Annotated in this window: 20 protein-coding genes, 3 tRNA genes and 1 other RNA gene; 3 read left to right on the top strand and 21 right to left on the bottom strand. The window is 42.2% G+C overall.

All coding sequences use genetic code 11. The features are described 5' to 3' along the window. Positions 1-70: 70 nt before the first annotated feature. Together FCL46_RS14910 and FCL46_RS14905 are read left to right on the top strand one after the other, a co-directional pair. Positions 71-1,006: a trypsin-like serine peptidase gene (locus tag FCL46_RS14910; RefSeq protein ID WP_136806822.1), complete on the top strand. Its 936-nt coding sequence runs from the start codon at positions 71-73 to the stop codon at positions 1,004-1,006. A gap of 48 nt (positions 1,007-1,054) precedes the next feature. Further along, positions 1,055-1,888 (top strand): C1 family peptidase, encoded by an 834-nt coding sequence (locus FCL46_RS14905; protein ID WP_136806823.1) that lies wholly within the window; start codon positions 1,055-1,057, stop codon positions 1,886-1,888. Positions 1,889-2,467: 579 nt separating this feature from the next. Here the strand turns inward: FCL46_RS14905 and FCL46_RS14900 are convergent. From FCL46_RS14900 to tadA, 21 genes are all read right to left on the bottom strand, one after another. Further along, entirely contained in the window at positions 2,468-3,628 is a 1,161-nt protein-coding gene (locus tag FCL46_RS14900) for a DNA cytosine methyltransferase (protein WP_136806824.1), read from the bottom strand. Positions 3,629-3,664: 36 nt separating this feature from the next. After that, positions 3,665-5,260 carry a DUF262 domain-containing protein gene (locus tag FCL46_RS14895; RefSeq protein ID WP_136806825.1) on the bottom strand — a complete coding sequence of 532 codons (1,596 nt, stop codon included), beginning with the start codon at positions 5,258-5,260 and terminating at the stop codon, positions 3,665-3,667. Then, positions 5,257-6,231 (bottom strand): hypothetical protein, encoded by a 975-nt coding sequence (locus tag FCL46_RS14890; RefSeq protein WP_136806826.1) that lies wholly within the window; start codon positions 6,229-6,231, stop codon positions 5,257-5,259. Before FCL46_RS14890 ends, FCL46_RS14895 begins: the two co-directional genes overlap by 4 nt. Then, positions 6,231-7,484, bottom strand: coding sequence for an AAA family ATPase (locus FCL46_RS14885; protein WP_136806827.1), 1,254 nt, complete (start codon positions 7,482-7,484; stop codon positions 6,231-6,233). Before FCL46_RS14885 ends, FCL46_RS14890 begins: the two co-directional genes overlap by 1 nt. A gap of 114 nt (positions 7,485-7,598) precedes the next feature. Then, the gene (locus FCL46_RS14880; protein WP_136806828.1) at positions 7,599-8,225 is read right to left on the bottom strand and encodes a recombinase family protein; all 627 of its coding nucleotides are present in this window, start codon (positions 8,223-8,225) and stop codon (positions 7,599-7,601) included. Positions 8,226-8,783: 558 nt separating this feature from the next. Further along, positions 8,784-8,860, bottom strand: a tRNA-Pro gene (locus FCL46_RS14875). Between the two features lie 66 nt (positions 8,861-8,926). Further along, positions 8,927-9,289: a MerR family transcriptional regulator gene (locus FCL46_RS14870; protein ID WP_136806829.1), complete on the bottom strand. Its 363-nt coding sequence runs from the start codon at positions 9,287-9,289 to the stop codon at positions 8,927-8,929. A gap of 41 nt (positions 9,290-9,330) precedes the next feature. Continuing rightward, complete coding sequence (locus FCL46_RS14865) at positions 9,331-9,621, bottom strand: integration host factor subunit alpha (RefSeq protein ID WP_136806830.1); 291 nt, start codon at positions 9,619-9,621, stop codon at positions 9,331-9,333. 6 nt (positions 9,622-9,627) lie between these two features. Beyond that, positions 9,628-12,069, bottom strand: a complete 2,442-nt coding sequence (gene pheT / locus FCL46_RS14860; RefSeq protein WP_136806831.1) for a phenylalanine--tRNA ligase subunit beta — start codon at positions 12,067-12,069, stop codon at positions 9,628-9,630. A 28-nt stretch (positions 12,070-12,097) separates the two neighbouring features. After that, positions 12,098-13,111, bottom strand: a complete 1,014-nt coding sequence (gene pheS, locus FCL46_RS14855) for a phenylalanine--tRNA ligase subunit alpha (RefSeq protein WP_136806832.1) — start codon at positions 13,109-13,111, stop codon at positions 12,098-12,100. A 101-nt stretch (positions 13,112-13,212) separates the two neighbouring features. After that, entirely contained in the window at positions 13,213-13,569 is a 357-nt protein-coding gene (gene rplT / locus FCL46_RS14850; protein ID WP_136806833.1) for a 50S ribosomal protein L20, read from the bottom strand. A gap of 97 nt (positions 13,570-13,666) precedes the next feature. Then, entirely contained in the window at positions 13,667-13,864 is a 198-nt protein-coding gene (gene rpmI / locus FCL46_RS14845; protein ID WP_136806834.1) for a 50S ribosomal protein L35, read from the bottom strand. Between the two features lie 147 nt (positions 13,865-14,011). Then, positions 14,012-14,467, bottom strand: a complete 456-nt coding sequence (gene infC / locus FCL46_RS14840; protein WP_267313788.1) for a translation initiation factor IF-3 — start codon at positions 14,465-14,467, stop codon at positions 14,012-14,014. Between the two features lie 210 nt (positions 14,468-14,677). Beyond that, positions 14,678-16,606, bottom strand: a complete 1,929-nt coding sequence (thrS, locus tag FCL46_RS14835; RefSeq protein WP_136806836.1) for a threonine--tRNA ligase — start codon at positions 16,604-16,606, stop codon at positions 14,678-14,680. A 79-nt stretch (positions 16,607-16,685) separates the two neighbouring features. Continuing rightward, positions 16,686-16,760, bottom strand: a tRNA-Val gene (locus tag FCL46_RS14830). A gap of 127 nt (positions 16,761-16,887) precedes the next feature. Then, positions 16,888-17,490 carry a recombination mediator RecR gene (gene recR, locus FCL46_RS14825; RefSeq protein WP_136806837.1) on the bottom strand — a complete coding sequence of 201 codons (603 nt, stop codon included), beginning with the start codon at positions 17,488-17,490 and terminating at the stop codon, positions 16,888-16,890. Positions 17,491-17,504: 14 nt separating this feature from the next. Beyond that, positions 17,505-17,825, bottom strand: coding sequence for a YbaB/EbfC family nucleoid-associated protein (locus FCL46_RS14820; RefSeq protein ID WP_136806838.1), 321 nt, complete (start codon positions 17,823-17,825; stop codon positions 17,505-17,507). 52 nt (positions 17,826-17,877) lie between these two features. Then, a complete protein-coding gene (dnaX, locus tag FCL46_RS14815) occupies positions 17,878-19,740 on the bottom strand; it encodes a DNA polymerase III subunit gamma/tau (RefSeq protein ID WP_136806839.1) in 1,863 nt (620 codons plus the stop codon). A 47-nt stretch (positions 19,741-19,787) separates the two neighbouring features. Next, an RNA gene (gene ffs / locus FCL46_RS14810) (signal recognition particle sRNA small type) lies at positions 19,788-19,884 on the bottom strand. Positions 19,885-19,908: 24 nt separating this feature from the next. Next, positions 19,909-19,994, bottom strand: a tRNA-Ser gene (locus tag FCL46_RS14805). Between the two features lie 117 nt (positions 19,995-20,111). Continuing rightward, positions 20,112-20,621 (bottom strand): tRNA adenosine(34) deaminase TadA, encoded by a 510-nt coding sequence (tadA, locus tag FCL46_RS14800; protein WP_136806840.1) that lies wholly within the window; start codon positions 20,619-20,621, stop codon positions 20,112-20,114. A gap of 120 nt (positions 20,622-20,741) precedes the next feature. On the opposite strand from tadA, the gene FCL46_RS14795 reads away from it, so the two are divergent. Next, positions 20,742-22,136 (top strand): sigma-54-dependent transcriptional regulator, encoded by a 1,395-nt coding sequence (locus FCL46_RS14795; RefSeq protein ID WP_136806841.1) that lies wholly within the window; start codon positions 20,742-20,744, stop codon positions 22,134-22,136. The last annotated feature ends 70 nt before the right edge of the window (positions 22,137-22,206 follow it).

Raw genomic sequence — 22,206 nt, 5'->3', positions numbered from 1 at the left:
CTACATGGTTTCCATCTGAACACTCAGGCTCTTGACGATCTAAAATTGAAGAATACAAGGAAAATATATCATGTCTGAATCAAGGAAAGATCGAGAAGAAAGAATCTCTCAATATTATCACAAAGAAACAGGTCTAAAAAACAGCAATGGAATAGACGTCGGCCCGAAAGGCGACAAAGTCCTGTTTGGCGAGGATGACCGTAGAGATTATTACACTCTTGTAACGACTGAAGCTCACGATGAGCTTCAGAGAAAATTAGCAGATGCCACTGTTATATTAACTAACAAGGATGACATAATAGAACAGGAAGACGGTACATTCAGGCTTAAGGTCGGTAGTTTTGTACGTCAGGGATTTCCACCGTGTGCAGGGGAGCGATTTGGGAACCAACACACAGGAGGGTGGTGTTCTGGATTTATGGTTGGTCCGGATTTAATTGCCACTGCCGGCCATTGTGGTGAGACTGAATTTGAAATTCAAGGAACCGCATATGTCTTTGGTTTTAAAGTGGCGAGCGCTGATGACAAAGGAACAACGCATTTTACTGCAGACCAGGTTTACTTTGGTAAAGAACTGGTCGCTCATGAGTTATCTTCTACTGGTGATTTTGCAATAGTTCGTGTCGATAGGGAAATAACTGCTTCCGGTGCTGCGCCATTACCAGTACGAAAAAGCGGGGAATTAGGTTTGGGGCGAAATCTTGGGGTAATCGGTTACCCGAGTGGTTTACCTGTGAAGATAGCATTTGGGGAAACTACTGTTGTCATGCGGGATGAAGGACCGTGGTTATTTGCAAATCTTGACACCTATGGTGGTAATTCCGGGTCGGCAGTATTTAATTCTGAAGGGTTAGTGGAGGGTATCTTGGTGCGCGGAGCAAAAGATTATCTTATTGATAATGAATATAATTGCTTCAAGAGTAATCAACTGACAAATGCCGAAGGAGGGGAAGCAATAACAAAAGCAAACGTATTTTTGGATAAGCTACCTGGAACTAATGATTAGGTGCCCAGCATAAACATCAGAATAATACATTAGGCGGGGAGGAATCCAATGGGAAAAAAAGGGCCTAAAGTCAGTCGATTTGTCCTCAATTGCGGGAAATCACCCGGTGATGAAAATGATTGGAATTATGAAGATGCCGTAATAGCTCAAACAGAATCTGAGAATATTTTCACCGGGGCATTGCAAATTTCCAGTGGTGATTTTTCCAGTCCACGACCAAAGAAAAAAGATCTCAGGCAATCCTGGTGGAAAATTCGTGACCAGGGGAAAACTGGGGCATGTGTAGGATTTGCGACTGCAGATGGTGTATTACGATGGCACTATGTTACCAAAGGAAAAATGGCTGAGACAGAAGAACCTTCTCCTCGTTTTATCTGGATGGCTAACAAAGAAACTGATGATCTAACGAGATACCCCACAACATTTATAGAAAATGCTGGCACCTCTACAAAACTTGCACTCAGAATTGCACAAAAATATGGGTGTGTGCCCGAGCATATGCTTTCGATGAATGGTTCTCTCTCAAAACTCCCGGCCAATGTTTTCTTTTCAATCGCTGCGCAATTTCGGATCACCGCTTATTACAATCTTCGGCTGAATTTCGATCACTGGCGAAGCTGGATTGCACATGCAGGTCCAGTGTTAACTCGTTTAGATGTTGATAAGAACTGGAAGAAAGCAACCTCAACAAACGGAGAGCTGGATACGTATGATGGCTCTAAAACCTTTGGTGGTCATGCGGTCTGCCTGGTGGGTTATACAAAAGATTACTTCATTGTACGAAATAGCTGGGGGACTAAATGGGGTGACAAAGGATTTGCATATTGTAGCAATGAATATATCGCCAAAGCATTTACTGAAGCATATGGAGCCGTTTTGTAGGTTTACCAGAATAGTTGCGATTCCCAGAAGAACTTAAAACACTCGGTTCTGGTAGAGTTTATTGCTTCAAGTATTTTGTCCTCTTCTCTCCTTTTGTAAAAGTGAAGGGGGATAGAACGAAAACTGAGAGGTTTGCCATCTCAAAAATATGAACCATTTTTCCGAAAGCGTCTACTGCAAAACCTTAACAAAGCAGACTGGCAGAATAAAAGTGCGATTGAGTTAGAAGTACTTGATTTTTTTATTTAACAATCGATTTTCTCACCATGATTCAGGGCCAGCTATACAAGACCAAGAAAAAAGTCAGGGGAGAACCAAGATTGTTTATGTGCAAATTGATGGTAGATCCGAGACCGGTTGAACTAGAATAGTTCAGACTTAATCTGAAAATATTTACCTTCGAGATTGAATTTCAGTTGCTTATGCATGGCCTTTTACGTTTGAGATAGTCAGTGCGTATCTTGGATTGGTCAAAGCATAGATAAAAGTCAAAAGCGGACTTGCCCCTTGGCTTTGTGGCTTTGTGCCAATCAAATTGGTTAAGATTACACAGTATAAGAAATATACTATATATTAGTATCAAACTTCTTCAGCTAAACTTGAATACAAAGGATTAAGAATTTTTTCAGCAATATACTCAATAATAGGGACGCAAACAGCATCACCCATTGCAAAATACCCCTTGGTTACATTCTCAGGTAAGATAAAACTATCTCTAAGCCCCTGTAATCTAGCATATTCACGTGGCATTAATAACCGGACCTTCCAATCACCACCACCAGCCTCTACTAAAATTTGTTTACTTGAACCACCCTTTGGTGTTCTAAGGCACCCAGAGAACCCGTCTGTTCTCAATTCAGCCATAGATTTACCGTTTCTCATTCTACGGTAAACAGTACCATATAAAGTTTTCTGACTTTCTATCATTCCATGCAATTTAATTTTATGTCCTTGACTCATTTGATCGAACAACCGTGTCTTTCGATCATCAACCCACCATAAAGAAGAATTGGTACGTATACTTTGATCGATAATATCTTTCAATCTCATTGAAGATGGCTTACTAGGCTCAATATCAAATAGGCCCCATTTCAAGCTCTCGTTTTGACGTATAATTTTCCTTATCTTACCAGGCCTGAGGCTTGGATATAATTCGTACTTTTCCCACCATTTATTAGCTCCTATTGTACTACATTTTATTTCCATATTTCGCTGTGCCAAATCACTTTCAACAGCAATCAAAAAAGATCTTGGTCGGCTTTGCGCCGAAAAATTAATAGCATCAAGCTCTATAATGTCTACGTAATAATCTAGATCATTGAACATTTTAACTGTACGAACAACATCATCCCCATTATTAGATGTCAAAAAACCGCTAACATTCTCTAAAAGTATAACCTTAGGATGCGTGTTACATTTTGTCTTTATACTCAATATTTGTAAAAGAGCATTAAGCGTCCCAGATGCAGAACCTTGCAGACCAGCCTGACTGCCTGCTACCGAAAGGTCACTACAAGGAAATGATGCTGTATACAAAAACACACTATCTGGTACTAAAGCAGGTTCACTAATAAGATCCCAGATATTACCTAAAAGGAAATCATCTTCCCCAAAATTTTTGACATATATATCCCTTTTGTCCTCAGATATATCATTTGCTAAAAGACATTCCCACCCAGTTGCACTAAGCCCCTCTCGTATCAGACCTACACCAGCAAAAAACTCTAAAAAACTTTTCATCTATTATCGTTACTCCACCATAGTCTTAAGAGACCACTATCCATTATAAGTAATATTTTTCAATCCTAACAAATGTGCCGCGGGCTTAACTATATTTTGTAATTCCCAATTAAATATTAGATCCTCCCTTTCATTCGCAAATGAATCAAAGTCATCACTTAAAAGATAGTCAATTAACAAATCATTTATAAAATGAGCTTCACGCTCAATTTCTGATAAAGAAATAATTGAAAAACTTTTGACTTTTTCTGGTGGAATTAAGAAATGATGCCCAGGTCTCTTACTACTAACTGTTTTCAATTCTAATGGTTTACGAAAATATTTGCCTCTGTAACTGGTAATAAGATTTAGAGCAGAATTCCTATTTTGAAGAGTTGAATCTTGTTTATTAGCTAGGGCAAACCCCCAAGCCTTCATTCGCGCACTGCGAAATCCAACATTTTCACGCCACACATTAACTTGTGGTTGAATGTTTAAAGTCCATTTAAACTCTTTGTTTTGAATATAACGTTTCAAGTCCTCAAGAGAATATGATGAATTTCGTGCTGTTGCACCAAAAGCCCCTGTATATGTTGTAATTATATACCATGCCTTGAGGACATCATTTGGGAGAGGTTCACTTTGGAGAAATGAGTAACCTAAACCATACATTTGTAGCTTGTATGGGAAGAGTTTAGCGTTATTTAAATTTAAGATTTCATTAGAAAATGCAATAAAATCCTTTATGGCACAAAACACTTTTTGGACTATTTTTTGATTAAGATTTTCAGCAACTACATCAGTATTTTTAAAATAAATATCAAACCCTAATTCCATTTTAATCAAAGACAAAATAAAATCTTTATCAACCTCTCCCCAGCCCTCAACTTCACCTAAATATGATTCTTGATATTCGCTAATTATTTTTAGCAAATCAAATCGATCGGAATAACTCAATGCGTTCAACATATGAGTTTCAGACATGACAGTTCCACGCGTATTTATTCTCTCGAAGCTCTTGGTAACCAGACTTATTTCGTTTGATTCGAGTGGAATCACGGGTATTTTATAATTTTTAAAAACTGCCACTATCTCATCAGCTTTATCAATCCAGTCCTCTCTATCCTCTGGTAATTGCCGTTGAAATTTTAAAAATGCCTTTGTATCAAAAACATATCTCAACGGCATGAAGTTTCCTGAGTCGTTAATACCAAAATTTTTTATATCAATCTTTCTTACAAATAAACTCTGAATATCATCAGCATCTAAATCACAATAAATAAAGTAATCGTCAGTACCTTCCAAGCTATCATAATCGTCCCCGACAGGGTGAAATAATGTGGCATAAAGTGTTGTCATCCTTTGCAAGCCATCCATTATAAACATTTTGCTGTAAGTTTCTTGGTCTATTTCTTTTAGTTTGAAAGGTCCAATCTGATTGTGTGACTTAACATTTGCTAATTTTGTACTCCAAACCAATATTGATCCTATAGGTAATCCTTCGTAAATACTACACAACAGGTCTCTCTGTTGATCCCATACCCAAACATATTCTCTTTGAAAACGTGGTATTTGCAATGAACAGTTATCTATTTCTTTTAACAATTCAGTTAGAAATGAAACCCTTGGTTCCATAGTGAAATTTAAACTCATACCGGAACCCTCATAAAGTGATTAATTTTAGTGAATATACTATTTAGCTCCGGATCACCATCACCATGAATATGGTTATGAATAATTTCAGGGTCTTCATCAGAAAAGACTTCGGACAATTTATCACCGAAACCACCTTCTAACAAAGTCTTAACATCATCAGCTAAAGAATCATATAACCCCGAATTTAAACAGCCGAGATTTTTAAAACCATTTTTCATATGAAAATGGTTTTTCTGGTTAATATTCAAGCTTAAAAAAGCATCATATTTTTTACCCAAATCACTATTAGTTCGTTGTAATGGATTCATTTTATCTGCTAAATAATTAATTGGCACATAATTCTCAATTGCCCTTCGCTCAAGACAATGATGCCAAATTTTATTGTCATTACAAATCGCGACAATTTCCTCAGCATTTTCATCTCGTATAGAGGGATTTGCTGCATCACTATCACAAATCACGAATATTTTATTCCGAAAACCAAATTCTTTGGGCTCTAATCTTAAAACTGCTTTCATTTCACCTATACCGCCCAAGCCATTTAGCTTAAGCCGTCCGCGACTCCTTAGCTGATCAAACCGATCTCTAACATCGTCGTCAATGACACAGCGAATAAATGAACCATCATTGCGTTCATTCTCAAGCCATAGTTCGAAACTTTTAATAATGAGATAATAAGCATCTGTGAGTGTAATAATGGGAAATTCACCACTCAACCAATCACTTTCTAACAGTTCTTCCCTAACTATAGCTTTGTTCATTTGTTGAAATTTAGTAGCATCACTAATCCAACACCTGAAAACTTCATCCCAACCTTCAGGATTATTGTTTTCCTGCCAATTTTTAACATCTTCGTCATCGTCATCAAATTGGATAAATGTTTGGTTTTTGATTCCTAAATGCAATATCAATAATAAATCATCACGATTTGAATCTTTAAAAAGTTCTTTCTCCAAATAGATGACCATTACAGCACCATTTTTTTTCGCTTATTCAACAATTCTTTTGATTGGTTCACCGTTTCTCTAAATACACTTTGAGGCCAATTTCCGATGATATACCCCTCGCTATCAAATTCGACTTTTTGTATATGACTTTCATTATTTTCTCTGCCTACCCAATAACATGAAAAATCGTTAAGCTTAAGCTTTCTATCTATAATTGCAGTCTGTAGAGCCAATAAAAAGCTCTCAGAATGAGTTTCAACGAGAATTCGTGCATTTACATTTTTTTCTGTACACTCAACTATATAATTTGCGAGTACTACAATTGCTTTCGGATGCAAATGAAGTTCAGGCTGTTCAATGACAACAATTGGACACTTCCCTAATTCCCCATTTGCTGCCATAGCACAAATTGTTACAACAGGTAATGCTTGAGCTATCCCTTCACCTGAGTCCAATATAGGAATATTAACTGGTGCTGAATTCATCTCAAACTCTTCATTTGCTACTGTCTCTAACTTAACCTTCCTTCGACCTGCAGAAGTTACACTGCTTGAAGATGACTTAAATTCGAAATGTCGATTACAAGTTTTAGACAACCAATTGTTGATATCATCAAAAGACGCACTCTTATTTTCAGCTAAATGCCAAATTGTTTCTCCAACTCTACTACCATCAGGATTGACACCGATTTTCACTCCAATTCCTATTTCAAACTCACGTGGAGGATGCACTCGCGTGGATGAAACCCAGTGAATAGATTCAGAGTAATTTATAATGTTAGTTTTCAGTTCACCATCACTTATTTCATTAAATGATTTTAAAATAATCACATCACTATCATCTTGTATATTTTCAAAACTATCTTTTGAATCCAATGACATTTCATACTTATTGACTATTGCTCCCTTCGATAAAATCAACTCTGATAAGTACTCGGGTTCCATCCCATTTTGCTGAATTGAAAAACTTATCCCTAGGTCATCACTCCATTTCAATCCAAAACGAATTTTCCTGGCACTTTTATGCCTTATATCTTCAAACAGTGCTCCTCTTAAAGAAGAACTAGTGTAATCCATATAACTTTTTGTATATTCACTTGTTTTCTTATTTTTAAAACTATCGGCCAGAAATGGTAGCATTCGAATCAACGCACTTTTCCCAGCATTGTTGTATCCAAACAACAAAGTCAACTTATTAATTCTTATAGTTGATTTACTTTTGAAAGCCCTATAATTTTCAAATGTTACAGATGTCAAGCATGAGTTTTCGTTCATTTAAAAACCTAAATTTATTGTATGTATTTTGTTCAAAAGTCAATCTATTGATTTCTTTGAGATTTTATACCAGTCTTCTTTACTAATGATGAACGCCTAGAGCTCAATTGGCTGCTATAAACTCTCGATTTTTGTGGACAACAGAATTTGACCCTTTTCCTTCACAGAACCATCACCATTTACATAATCATACAATGTGGTTGTTGTGATTCCTAGACTCTTAGCCACTTTAGAGGCATTGGAGTTAGGATCAGCCATTGCAGACATCGCCATTTTCAGGGTATCAGTCGTCATTTTCCTTGGCCTGCCCCCCAAACGACCTCTAGCTCTGGCTGCTGCAAGTCCAGTCTTGGTTCGTTCTCTTATCAATTCTGCTTCGAACTCTGCAAGTGCTGCAAAAATACCATAAATAAGACGACCATTCGCTGTCGTTGTATCAATCTCTGCTCCAGCACCAGCAAGAACCTTTAAGCCAACTGATCTATTATTCAGGTCTTCAACTATATCTATCAAATGTTTTGTGCTTCGACCTAAACGATCAAGTTTCCATACTAAGAGTGTATTTCCAGGCTGCAATGCTTTAAGACACTTTCTCAACCCAGGTCTATCATCTTTTCGACCAGAAGCTAGATCTTCATAGATTCTACCTTTATCAACACCTGCAGAAACAAGAGCATCATTTTGCAAATCGAGGACTTGGCTTCCATCATTTTTCGAAACTCTGATATATCCAATCAGCATATCTATCCTTAGCACCAAAAAACTTAAAACTAGGGCAACAACCTGCCATTGATTTTCTTATTGGGTTATCTTGCTACCCTAACAACAGTAATGTATCGTTTTTTAGTTAACAAGGAAAACGTTCGTTTTTCTGGTGGAGGAGGTACTACAAAAAAAGTGGATTTAGAGGAGACAACACAATGAGGGGACAACTTCATACTGAACGAAATTCGATACATTGAATTTCGTTCAGTATGATACTTTAATACTTGGTATAAAACTTTATTACTTTCCTACAACTCGTCCTGAAATGTAACTCAAATTATTAAACAGTTAATAAAAAAGGGGTTAAGTCTGCTTTTGACTATTGTCTATGTTTTGACCAATCCGAGATGCTTCCTTATTATTTCTATTTTATCGTAGAAAAACTAATGAGCAGGTGTGAATTTATGAGGTGCATCTAGATGATGCTTATTGCGACATCAGTTGGATGGGAAATATTTAGGCTGAAAGTTTACATATAGTTCATAAAACACAAAAAAAGGGGTTACGGTGTGATCCGTAACCCCTTGCAATTGTTGGTCGGGATGAGAGGATTTGAACCTCCGACCCCCTGTCCCCCAGACAGATGCGCTACCAAGCTGCGCTACATCCCGACCTGTGTTGCTTATGTACCATTACTTTATTTTGCTGTCAACAGAAGCTGAACAAAACAGTAACAGTTATTTTGTTTTATTGAGGAACTGTCGTAACTCCTGCAGTTCACTCTTGATTGAGCCGAGTGCTTCAGTCAGGCATTCAGCGCTTTGATCACTGGTTTTAATTGGCTCAGGGATGTCCTGGCCGCTTTCAATCAGTTTTCTTGCACCTGCGATCGTGAAGCCTTGCTCATGCAGAAGAACCTTTATCTTAAGGATAAGTTCCACGTCTTCGCGACGGTAAAGCCGTTGATTAGAGCTGGCTCTTTTGGGTTGAATTCCTTTGAATTCAGTTTCCCAGTAGCGAAGAACGTGGGTAGGCACTTCTGCAAGTTTGCCGACCTCACCAATTTTGAAGTAGAGCTTGTCTGGAATGTTAACATTCATAATACCAGCGAGACTCCTGTCAATTGGTGAAGAGCAGGGTATTAAACGTTAATCTGCTCTCTCAATTTTTTACTCGGCCTAAAGCTTACTGTCTGGCGTTTTTTAATGGTGATGGTCTCACCGGTACGTGGGTTTCGGCCACGACGTGGTGCTTTATCGCGAACGGTAAAGGTGCCGAAGTGTACCAGTTTGATGGTTTCGCCATCAAGCAATGCCTGCTTCATAGTATCCAGAAAGCTGTCGACGATGTCTGCACAGCTGCTCTGCGGGTAGCCAAGTTGGGTTGAAATGGCTTCTGCCAGGTCTTTTCGTGTAAGATTACTACTGTTCATATATCCTCATGCATCACGGAAACTGCCACCGAAAGTATCGGTAAGCAACTTTACAACTTTTACGTGGGCTTTTTCCACATTTTTCTCAGTGAGTGTCTTGGTCGCGGACCGGTATGTTATGGAAACAGCCACACTCTTATATCCTTTTTCGATCTTGCCGCCTTGAAATACATCAAATATTTCTGCCGATTCGATCAATTTCTCCCGGGTCTCATGCACCTTTGCCAACAGTTCTCCTGCTGATACAGTAACCGGAACGACAAGAGCTATATCACGCTTGACGGACGGATAGACTGGCAGTGAACTAAAATCCCGAGGTGCCGCCTGTAATTCACAGATTGCATCAAAGTTAAGCTCGAAGTAGTAAACATCGTGTTTGATACCGAAGCTGCGCAGGACATCCGGAAGAATTTTGCCAATGGTTCCAAGTAGAGTTCCACCGGCAAAAACCAGAAGAGCATAGTCGGAGTCGCAAAAATTTTCCACACCTTCTTGAGCTGGATGGACAAATTCTACGTTTATCTGACTATTGTCGGTAATACGAAGCTCTTCAAGGATGTATTCAACAGCACCCTTAGCATCAAAAATATCGACATTATCGGCTTTAAAGTGCAGCTGAGAACTTTCACCATATTTGTTCCCGGTCATCACGCCTGCGATATTACTGGTCTCTTTGGGCTGTGCATTCTTTTCGAGTGGCTGAAACACTTTACCAATCTCGAAAAGTTTAACAGCTGTCTTCTGAAAGCTGATATTACGCTTAACGTTTTCGAGCAGACCCGGCAGAAGCATGGTTCGCATGACAGCCTGATCTTCAGTGAGTGGATTGAGCAATTTGACAAACTGACGACGTACATCGTCAGCTGCAAGTTTCATCATTTCAGCATGCTTTTCAGCGGTGAAGCTATAGTTTATAGCCTCACTGAAACCGATGGACAGCATCATTTGTGTAGCATCGGCGCGTTTGAAACGACGTGTATCCTGTTCAGGGTAGCTGAGGTTTGCAGAAGGCAGGGTCGTCGGGATATTATTATATCCGTATAACCGTGCGACTTCTTCAACAAGGTCAGCTTCGCGTTCTATATCAATACGGAAGGTTGGGCAAAGTACCCATATAGTATCATCATCTTTAGGCTTACACCTAAACCCGATGGACTCAAGTAAATCGGCGATCTTATCGTAGTCGAGTTCAATACCGAGGAGGTTTGCAGTTCGTGTGATTTTCAGGGTTTGGGAGTTGAGAGGCTTACGTCCTTCAAAACGATCTTCTCCGGCATCTTCTGCCTGCCCACCTGCAATTTCGCACATCAGGTCTACCGCACGATTAAGCGCATTAATCGTGCCGCCTGGATCAACTCCGCGTTCGAAGCGATATGATGCATCGGTTGACAGATTGACGTTTCTTGCTGTACGACGAATCGATACCGCGTTAAAACATGCGCTCTCAAGTAGTACATTTACCGTTGAGGCAGTAACTTCTGAATTCATTCCACCCATCACACCGGCGAGTGCCACAGGCTTTTCTGCATCACAGATAAGCAGTGTGTCTTTGTCGATTTTACGTTCGACGTTATCAAGTGTAGTGAATGTTGTTTCATCAGTGCGTGGGTTACGTACAACAATCTTTGAACCGGCAAGAGTATCGAAGTCAAAGGCGTGGAGTGGCTGACCATACTCAAGCATTACGAAGTTGGTAATATCAACAACGTTATTGATCGGGCGCATTCCAACAGCCATCAATCGTTTTCTTAACCACCATGGTGAAGGGCCAATCTTTACGCCAGTAATCATTCTTGCGGCGTATCTCGGGCAGAGCTCAGGAGATTCCACCTCGACAGCAAATTTCCTGCTGGCATTGGTGATTTCAGCATTGAGGACAGGAATCTGCAGAGGCTTTCTTACAACACCAGCAACCTCACGGGCTGTGCCGATTACAGAGGCGCAGTCAGGACGATTCGGGGTCAGGTCAACCTCAATCATAGTATCGGCGAGACCGACAGCTTCGATAAAGGATTGGCCGTGTGCCGTACCTTCTGGAAGTTCCATGATTCCCTGATGATCATCGCTAAGTCCGAGTTCGCGCTCAGAGCAGATCATCCCGAGTGATTCAACACCACGGACCTTAGATTTTTTTATTTTAAAATTTCCGGGAAGGGTGGTGCCGGGAAGGGCGACAACAACATTAAGCCCTGTTCGGGCATTAGGGGCACCACAGACAATCTGATGAGTTTCCTCACCAATCTGAACCTTGCACACCTGAAGCTTATCAGCATCAGGATGTTTCTCGGCACTGAGGATATGGCCTGTTTTAAGGGCAGCAAGATCCTCATACAGTTCCTCTACAGCATCGACCTCAAGGCCGAGCATTGTGAGGTGTTCGGCGAGTTGTGCATTGGACAGCCCGTCTGTATCTACATATTTTTGCAACCAGTCACGCGTGAACTTCATGGCAATATAGTCGATTTATAGGAAGCGATTAGAACTGGGAAAGAAAACGAAGATCGTTCTCGTAAAATAGCCTGATGTCGTCGATGCCGTATTTCAGCATGGCAATACGTTCAATGCCAAGGCCGAAAGCAAATCCGCTGTAGACTTCCGGATCATAGCCAACCATTTTGAAAACTTCTGGGTCGATCATGCCGGATCCGAGAATCTCAAGCCAACCTGTTTTTTTACAAACACGACAGCCTTTACCCTCACAGATAACACAGGCGATATCAACCTCTGCACTGGGCTCTGTAAATGGGAAAAAGCTCGGACGGAATCTAAGCGCAAGTTTTTTTCCAAACATCTTCTCTGTAAAGACAGTCAGAATACCTTTCAAGTCTGCAAAGGAGACATTCTTATCAACAAAGAAACCTTCGACCTGATGAAACATCGGCGTATGCGTGATATCTGAATCGCATCGATATACTTTTCCCGGAGCAATAACACGAAGAGGCGGATCCTGTGCCTCCATGATACGTGCCTGCATTGGAGATGTATGGGTGCGAAGCAGGATGGAATCACTCACATAGAATGTGTCGTGCATATCTCTAGCCGGATGATGGGCAGGGATATTGAGTGCTTCGAAGTTGTAGTAGTCTTGTTCGACGTCTGGTCCTTCAGCCACAGAAAATCCAAGATTTTCAAAAATGGCACAGGCTTCAGTCAGGACCCTGGTGACAGGGTGTAACCTTCCAGTCTGTGGACGGCGGCCGGGGAGAGTCAAGTCAGGCTTTGTGAAATCGTCGCTTGTAGTAGCAGAGGATTGTAGTGAAGATTTCTTCTTCTCAAACAGTTCTTCAATTTCAGTTTTAACCGTGTTGGCAAGTTGACCAAGGCGGGGGCGATCTTCTTTTGATGCAGTACCAAGCTGACGCATGATAGTACTGAAGTCACCTTTTCGGCCAAGAAACTTGATACGAAAATCTTCAAGTTGGCCTGCTTCAGTTAACGCTTCGAGATGTGCTTTGGCTTCAGCAGCCAGGCTGTGTAGTTCCTGTTCCATAGTAAACGAGAAAGTTTAATGCTCAAGGAAACAGCATGCCGGTCAATGGTTTAAAACCATTGCCGGCATGCATAAAGAAAAAAGCGTATGTGGGGAAAGAGTTACGCGTTTGCTTCTTTGGCTATCTGCACAACCTTAGAGAATGCAGTGGCATCAAGAATTGCCATGTTTGCGAGAACCTTTCTGTCCAGCTCAACGCCGGCTTTTTTGAGTCCACCCATAAGTTGGCTGTAGCTCATTTCGTTCATACGTGCACCGGCATTGATACGGGTGATCCACAGACGACGAAAATCTCTTTTCTTGGTACGTCTGTCGCGGTATGCGTAAACAAGTGCGCGATCAACCGCTTCGGTAGCGGAACGGTAAAGACGCGAACGAGCGCCTCTAAAACCTTTAGCGAGTTTTAAAACTCGATTTCTTCTTCTACGTGCCTTAAAACCTCGTGTGACGCGTGGCATTGTTCAACTCCTTTTATTCCCGCATTATGAAAAGCGGGTCGTACGAATGGATTTTAGCGCTGCAGAATTACCTGTCAGGCCTAATATCCATCGATAATTACATGTATGGGAGAATTCTTTTGATTCCCTTGTGATCAGCTGCAGAAACCACATCACTCAATCTGAGACCACGCTTACGCTTGGTGCTCTTCTTGGTGAGAATGTGGCTTGAGAACGCTTTATTACGCTTGATCTTTCCAGAACCTGTCAGCTTGAAGCGCTTTGCAGCACCTCTATTTGTTTTCATTTTTGGCATGGTAAAACTCCTTTGCGCTCCAATATACATTGCCATTGGAAAGGCCGCGTATTCGGAGGGAAGGCGAACACGTAAACCGTTCTCTAGCGTTGTCGTTATAAAAAATGAGTTTCGACGGGGAAGGATGAAACTCAAACAAAAAAAAACTTACTTCGGTCCTACAAACATGACCAACTGCCGACCTTCCATTTTGGGAGGCTGCAGAATGATTGCATCATCTTTGAGGGCGTCTGCAATTTTATTCATGGCTTCGATACCGATAGATTGCGAGTAGACAATCTCGCGGCCTCTGAAACGCATGGTAATTTTTACTTTATTATTCTGACCAAGGAATTTTATGATATTCTTTATCTTAAAATTCAAATCATGTTCCTCTGTTTTAGGACGGAACTTAATCTCTTTGGTCTCAACAGTAGTCTGTTTTTTCTTAGCTTCCTGTTGTTTTTTCTTTTGCTCGTAGCGGAACTTGTCATAGTTCATGATCCGGCACACAGGCGGATCGGCATTCGCTGATACCTCTACCAAGTCAAGACCTTCGTTATAGGCCATCTCTTTGGCATCTTTGGTGGTAACTACACCATGTTGGGTACCGTCGCTTCCAATAAGTCGGACTTCGGGGTGACGGATTGCATCATTGATTACCGCCTTTGCTTCGCGTTGAGCCGGTGCGTGCCTTCCTCTTCTGTTAATAACTGTACCTCCTCGTTTCTACGAGCTTAAAAGATGTAATTGTGAAACCAAATTGTAAAAGCGACTGATAATAGCGTATTTTTACAAATCGGTACACGATTAAATTCATATTTCTTTAAAAAATTAGATTCCTCGGCCTTCTTTGACCTCTTCGACAACCTTCTGAGCAAACTCTGCGATTGACATCGGTGGGAGATTTTTACCGTCGCGTAAGCGAACAGTTACTGTACCACTTTCTTTCTCATTGTCACCGACAATCAACATGTACGGAATTTTCGCAAGTTGCGCTTCTCTAATTTTATAGTTCAATTTTTCATTGCGCAAATCTTTTTCGATTCTGATACCAGCTTTTCTTAATTCGCTATAAACACCTTCGCAATATTCTGCCTGGTCGTCAGTGATATTTAGGATACGTGCCTGGACTGGAGCAAACCAGAGTGGAAAGGCACCAGCGTAATGCTCGATAAGAACACCGATGAATCTTTCAAGTGAGCCCATCAGCGCACGGTGAATCATAATCGGCTGATGTTCAGTGTTATCAGAACCGACATAGGTCATTTCAAAACGCTCAGGCAGGTTGAAATCTACCTGAATGGTAGAACACTGCCATGAACGACCAAGCTGATCTTTTATTTTTATATCGATCTTCGGGCCGTAGAAAACGCCTTCACCTGGATCAACCTCATAATCGAGACCTTTTTTCTCAAGGGCAAGTTTCAGGGCTGCCGTCGCTGCGTCCCAGTTCTCATCACTACCGACATACTTCTCTGGGCGGGTTGAGAGGTAAATATCGTAATCTGCAAAACCGAAATTCTTCAATATATGAAGATTCAATTCAAGAATGTTAAATATTTCGTCTTCAAGCTGGTCCGGCCGGCAAAAAATATGTGCATCATCCTGGGTAAAACCACGGACTCTGAGTAATCCATGCAGAGCACCTGCACGTTCGTACCTGTAAACAGTGCCAAGCTCACACCAACGGAGCGGGAATTCGCGGTAGCTGCGCTTGTCTGACTTATATACACCGATATGGAATGGGCAGTTCATCGGTTTGAGCTGATAACTCACGTCATCAATATCCATGGGGGAGTACATATTCTCACCATAGAAATCAAGATGGCCTGAAGTCTTCCACAGGTCCTGACGGGCAATGTGTGGAGTGTAGAGCAGTTCGTAGCTGTGACAGTAATGCTCATCCTTCCAATAATCTTCAATAAGTCGTCTCAGCTGGGCACCTTTAGGTTGCCAAAGGATAAGGCCGGGTCCAATCTGATCGTCTGTTGTAAAGAGGTTAAGTTCTTTACCGAGTCTTCTATGATCGCGCTTTTTAGCTTCTTCAAGTGCGTTCAGGTGCTTCTTGAGCGCTTTTGCATCAAAGAATGCAGTACCGTAGATACGTTGAAGAACGTCTCTTTTCTCATCGCCACGCCAGTATGCGCCTGCAACTCGAAGTAATTTAAACGCTTTGATAACAGAAGTATTTGCAACATGAGGCCCGCGGCAGAGATCAACAAAGCCACCAACACCATAGAGCGAAACAGTCTCAGTTTCCAGGTCCTGAATGAGCTCTACTTTATATTTTTCGCCTTCGGCCTCGAATTTTTTGATAGCATCGCTACTGCTGATGTCGGTACGCTCAAACGGCAGGTTCTGATTGGCAATTTCTGCCATGCGTGCTTCGATTTTTTCGAAATCATCAGGACTGAAAGGTTCGGAACGAAGAAAGTCGTAGTAGAAACCGTTATCAATAGAAGGGCCGATTGCTACTTTAACATCTTCACCATACAGATCACGTACAGCATGTGCCATAATGTGAGCTGTGGAGTGGCGGAGTATTTCAAGTCCCTCGTCAGTGCCAATCAGGACTGGAGTGAGGACAGTATCTTCAGTCAGAACTGTGCAGAAATCAACGGTAATTCCTCCTGCAATAGCTGCGATAGTTTTCTTACGCTGCTTATTTGACAGGAGTTGAGAAAGTGCATCCTGAACTGTGGAGTTAGCAGGAATTGAAATGGATTCGCCGTCTTTAAGCGAAACAGCTATGTCTGACATGGTATCTCTTCCCATATAAAAATAAAGGCTAAAGCTAAACGACAATCTTGCGAAAGTCGTTCTGCTTTAGCCTTATATTTGGTAGGCGCGGGCGGGATTGAACCGCCGACATCCACCACGTCAAGGTGGCGCTCTCCCACTGAGCTACGCGCCTGCATACGCATTTTTTGGGGCTGCTTCTTTGCATGTGTTTTGCGGGATGCAAAGAACCCGCTTGAATTACCAATATTCAATTTTGATGTCAAGAAAAAATGATGTCTGGTGTTGTTTTTCAAGCGTTTTTATTTAGCTGGTGACCGGCTCTCAATAGCTCGTGCCAGTGTGTGTTTGTCCGCATATTTGATATCCATCCCCATAGGAATGCCGCAGGCAAGCCGTGTTAAGGTAACGGGAGCCTTATGCAGAATATCTATCAGGTACGATGCGGTCGCTTCACCTGGTACGGTGGAGCTTGTTGCGATTAGAATTTCTTTTACTGTACCACTCTGAATCCTGGCGATCAATTCCTGAATTTTCAGCTCGTCCGGCCCAATACCGTCAATAGGGGATAAAACCCCGTGAAGGATATGATAATGGCCGCGAAAGCTGGCGGTCTTTTCAATTGCAAGCAGATCGCCGGGTTCTTCAACAACACAAACAACTTGTCCGTCTCTTTTGGGATCTGCACATATTGCGCATGGATCACTTTCTGAAAAAGCAAAGCAGCAGGAGCAAAGCTGTATTGATGAATGTAGTGCTTTAAGTGCATCTGATAGTTCCTGCGCATAACCGGCAGGGCGTCTCAGGATGTTGAGTGATAATCTGGTCGCGGTTTTTTTGCCGATCCCGGGTAGTTTCCCAAGATCAGCAATAAGTCTGTCAAGAGCAGGAGGTACAACGTGCATAGGGTAACCTGTACCTATCTCATGAAGTTGGTGAGTCCGGGAAGGTCGAGTCCGCCGGTGAGGCTGCCGAGTTCCTGCTTACTTAACTCTTTTGCTTTGGTCAGGCCGTCATTAGTCGCGGCGACAATAAGATCCTGCAGCATCTGGGTTTCGTCAGCTGAGATGAGTTGCTTCTCTATCTCAATCCCCAGTACGTCGCCCTGTCCGTTTACGGTTACCTGAACCATTCCGCCGCCGGCTGAACCAACGATAGTTTTTTTGGCCAGGTCATCCTGGATTTGTTTCATCTTCTGCTGCATCTGCTGCGCCTGTTCCATGATTTTGCTCATGTCCATGGGTACTGTCCTAATGATATAAAATTTGGTAGTGAATGTTGTCTCTATCTACTTATCTGCTTCTCGGGCCGATTCGAATATCACCGACCTGCCCATGAAAAATCTCTGCAGTCATGATGGTAAGCGGGTCGTTGGCTAACTGTTGTCGCTTCTGATGGGGGGATTCGCCACCATCCTCGTCCGGCTTGTCATCAATTTCAGGCAGTATGAAGTGTACGGTGAGGTCTTTTTGAAAAAAATCAAGGACAAACTCTGTAAGTTGGTTCTTGTTTTCACGTTGCTTAATAAGTGAGCACTCCGTGGCGTCGTTGTAGTGAAGGTGCAGTTCGTCGCCGACCTGTTTCACTTTGGATCTGTTAAGATCCTGAGCCATCCAGACACTCCGGTCTTTCACGTAGGCAATAAAATCCTGCCAGTATTTACGGATATCTTTTTCGTGTGCACGGATTTCGACATTTTTATTTACTGTTGGCGAAACTCCAACTGAATCGCCAGCAATTGTTGCAGGAGGCGGTACTGCTGGTTTTAGCGGAGGCGTACTTGTCTGCATTTTTTTTGCAGCAAATACCGACTCGGGTCCTGTGGGCTCTTCAATCGGTGGAGGCTCGTTTATTGATGGCTCAGGGGTTGATGGGAGAGGTGCTGTTTTTTTTTTGACTGTTCGCGTTGCACCATTAAGAGTTTGTGATGGATTGACTGGCGGCGTCTGAGCTGGAGCTGTAGTCTGTTTTTGTGGTGCAGCACTTGCTGTGTCAGTTTGATTTGCAGGTTGGTCAATATGCTTTAATAACTGATCAACTTTTCCGAGAAGTTCCGTTACAGGTACTACATTTCCTGCTTCGATGATTTTTAAGAAACCTGTCTCAAGGCAAAGTCGAGGTTGACTGGAATAACGAACATCTTCAACCAGGCGCATCAGCAGAATGAGTTTCTGATGAATTGATTCAGCAGAGAATTGTCTTCCAAGTTCTGTGAATCTGGTAAACTCATCTGCAGGCAAGTCAATAAGCTCTGCGCATCCATCAATTTTTGTCAGGAGCAGGGTCCGAAAACACTCAAGAAGGTCTGAGCAGAATCGTTTAATGTCCATGCCATAATCAAAAATATTTTCAAGGGATTGCAGCGATGTTGCCCTGTCTCCACCAAGTAATGCTTGGGTCAGTTTCAGCAGTATGTCGCGATCAACAAGCCCAAGCACTTCGGTTACATCCTGGGTGGTGATATGCGTTTCACCAAAAGAGAAAACCTGATCCAACAGGCTGAGCCCATCTCGTACAGAGCCTTCGGCTTCTCGTACAATCAGCGAAAGTGCGGGAGGATCAATTTGGATGTTTTCGGCAGTGGCGAGAGAGTTGAAGTGGTGAGTTAACTCGGCAGCAGGGATCCGCTTTAATTCATATTGCTGGCAGCGGGAGAGTATCGTTATGGGTATTTTATGCAGCTCAGTTGTCGCAAACATAAAATGAACATGTTCAGGCGGCTCTTCGAGAGTCTTCAATAGTGCATTGAAGGCCTCTGTGGTGAGCATGTGAACCTCGTCAATTATAATTATTTTGTATTTACACGAGGTTGGCATGAACTTGATTTTTTCTTTCAGTTCACGAATTTCCTGAATACCGCGGTTGGATGCACCATCGATTTCAATCAGGTCGAGAGCGCTTCCGGCAGTGATTTCTTTACAGGAATTACAGGTGTTGCAGGGGCGATTGTCGTCTTCAATCTCACAGTTGATTGCTTTGGCCATCAAGCGTGCAAGTGTTGTTTTTCCAACACCGCGAACACCGGAAAAGAGTATGGCATGAGCCACTCGATCGCGTTTGAGGCTATTTTGCAAAGTTTTGACGACAGAACGCTGACCAACGACCTGGTCGAAAGTCTGAGGGCGGGATTTTCTCGCTAGGACAAGATAAGACATGAGCACCGAGAATAGGGGAAGGTTTCAATCTGTAGGCAAAAAAAAATGATAGCCGGGCTACCTGCGGCACATGAAGAGTGTCACTACCGTTGCTTCCTCCCGGACCTGGCGGAGTTCGTGATTCTTCATTGCGCAGACCCGGCTATCAAACCGAAATCATATATATATTGGCGGAGAGGGTGAGATTCGAACTCACGGTACTTGCGTACACACGCGTTCCAGGCGTGCACCTTAAGCCACTCGGTCACCTCTCCGTATCGGTTGCCCCCGATGAAAATGTGACACACTATGTATCCTGTCGTGAATCTTTTGGCAACGAAAAATTAGCTTCTATGTTAAATTAATTAAGCTCGAATTGGTAGAAGGTCAATTTACCGTTGTTTTCTTTTTTTAGAAAAAAAATTCTTTAACAGGGCCGCACACTCTTCTTCGAGTACACCGCTGGTAATATCCGGCAAATGGTTGAGTCTATTATCAGTGCCTATCTGATACAATGATTCAACTGCGCCAGTCTTAGGGTCTGTGGCACCAAAAACGAGTCTGTCAATCCGTGCATGAATGATTGCTCCTATGCACATAATACACGGTTCAAGCGTTACGTAAAGTGTTGAACCCGGTAACCTGTAGTTATCGTAATATTGAGAGGCTATCCGTATTGCCCGGATTTCTGCATGGGCGGTAGGATCGTTTAAGCCGATTGGCCGATTGCCTGCGGCTGCGATCAGATTGTTGTCATGAATAATTATAGCACCGACGGGAACTTCTCCCTGATCTGCTGCGGCCTGAGCGGCCTTAAGTGCCATCTTCATCCACTTTTCATCGTCTTTGGGATGTGCTTTATCTGAGGCAATAGCCGCCTCGGGGCTCTGAGTATGTCGCATGGTATTACATTATTGGGGCTTGTAGGATACGAGTGCAATTTGCTTTTTTATCCTGCTTCCCGTATAAGAAAATTATGTTGATTACAATTTTGAAATAACTTTTACCAAATTGAAATTCCTATGCACAAAATACTTCTATTTGATTCCTTTGAGAAAACACAAGCCATTATGGAGGCTGCCCTTACTCACAGGTACAGAGTAACGTCTATACCACGCGAAGAGGATGTGTCGGCAGAGGTAGATGCTCACCAATATGATCTGATCTTTTTAGATATAGATGCATCCGGGAAGAAAAGTTTGGAACTCCTCAAGGTGATTCATGGGAAAAATCCGTATTTGCCGATTATTATAACGAGTAAATCTGAAAAAGCCGAGACTATTGTCAAAGCCATCAACAGCGGGGCCAGTGATTTTCTTGTTCACCCTCTTTCCAGAGAACGCATTTACATTGCAGTTGATAAGGCAATTGAACTGCGCGATCATAGGAATGAAATTGCATACCATCGTCACCGTCAGGATGTTGTCTATGATTTTAAAGATGTTATAGCTGAAAGTGAGGTGATGAGAAACATTCTTGGCAGCTTGCAGCGATTTGCTGGTACGGATTCAACTATTCTAATAACCGGAGATACCGGAACCGGGAAAAGTTTTCTATCTGGAACAGTACATTTTAATTCACCTCGCAGACAAAAACCGTTTGTGAAGATAAACTGTGCCAACATTCCAGCAGATCTTCTGGAATCCGAGCTTTTCGGCCACGAAAAGGGCGCCTTTACAGGGGCGGATAAATTACGGATCGGTAGGTTTGAGCAAGCTTCCGGCGGAACAATATTTTTAGATGAGATTGGCGAAATGAGTCTTGGTTTGCAAACTAAGCTATTACGAGTTCTTGAAGAAAAAGCATTTGAGAGGGTGGGAGGGAATAAAACCATTCATTCAGATGTGCGGATTATTGCTGCAACCAATAAAGATCTTGTCCAGCAGGTGGAGTTAGGTCATTTTAGAGAAGATTTATATTACCGTATTAATGTGTTGCCGGTGCGATTACCGTCGCTTCATGAGCGAAGAGATTGTCTGCTGCCTTTGGCGCATCTGCTGCTTAAAAAGTGTTGTCAGTCAATGCGTCGAGATATTCACGGATTTTCCGATGAAGTCATAGGTCTGATTCAAGCGTACAGCTGGCCGGGTAATATTCGCCAACTATCAAATACCATTGAACGGGCTGTCATACTGGAAGATGATGTAATCATACATGCAGCAAGCCTTTCCTTGCCGCCTGTCAGGAAGTCTGTGGCTAAACCTTCGCATTTGGATGAGGTTACACCAGAGGCCACGGATATCGATGATGGCCAATCGTTAGCGGATCAGGAGAAAAATCTGATTATGCAGGTTTTGGAGGAATGCCTCTGGGTGCAGAAAAATGCTGCTGCAAAATTGGGAATCAGTCCGCGATCACTTAATTATAAGATCAACAAGCTGGGGATTACGCATCCGCACTGGCGCCGAAATTCGTAATAATTGAATATTTTATATCTTTTCGCAGTATGAATTTCTGTATGGATTGCGGCAGGGGCGATTGAGTAGC

It is taken from the genome of Desulfosediminicola flagellatus, assembly GCF_005116655.2.
Taxonomy (GTDB): domain Bacteria; phylum Desulfobacterota; class Desulfobulbia; order Desulfobulbales; family Desulfocapsaceae; genus Desulfopila; species Desulfopila flagellata.
This window is presented reverse-complemented; position numbering and strand designations above follow the sequence as displayed.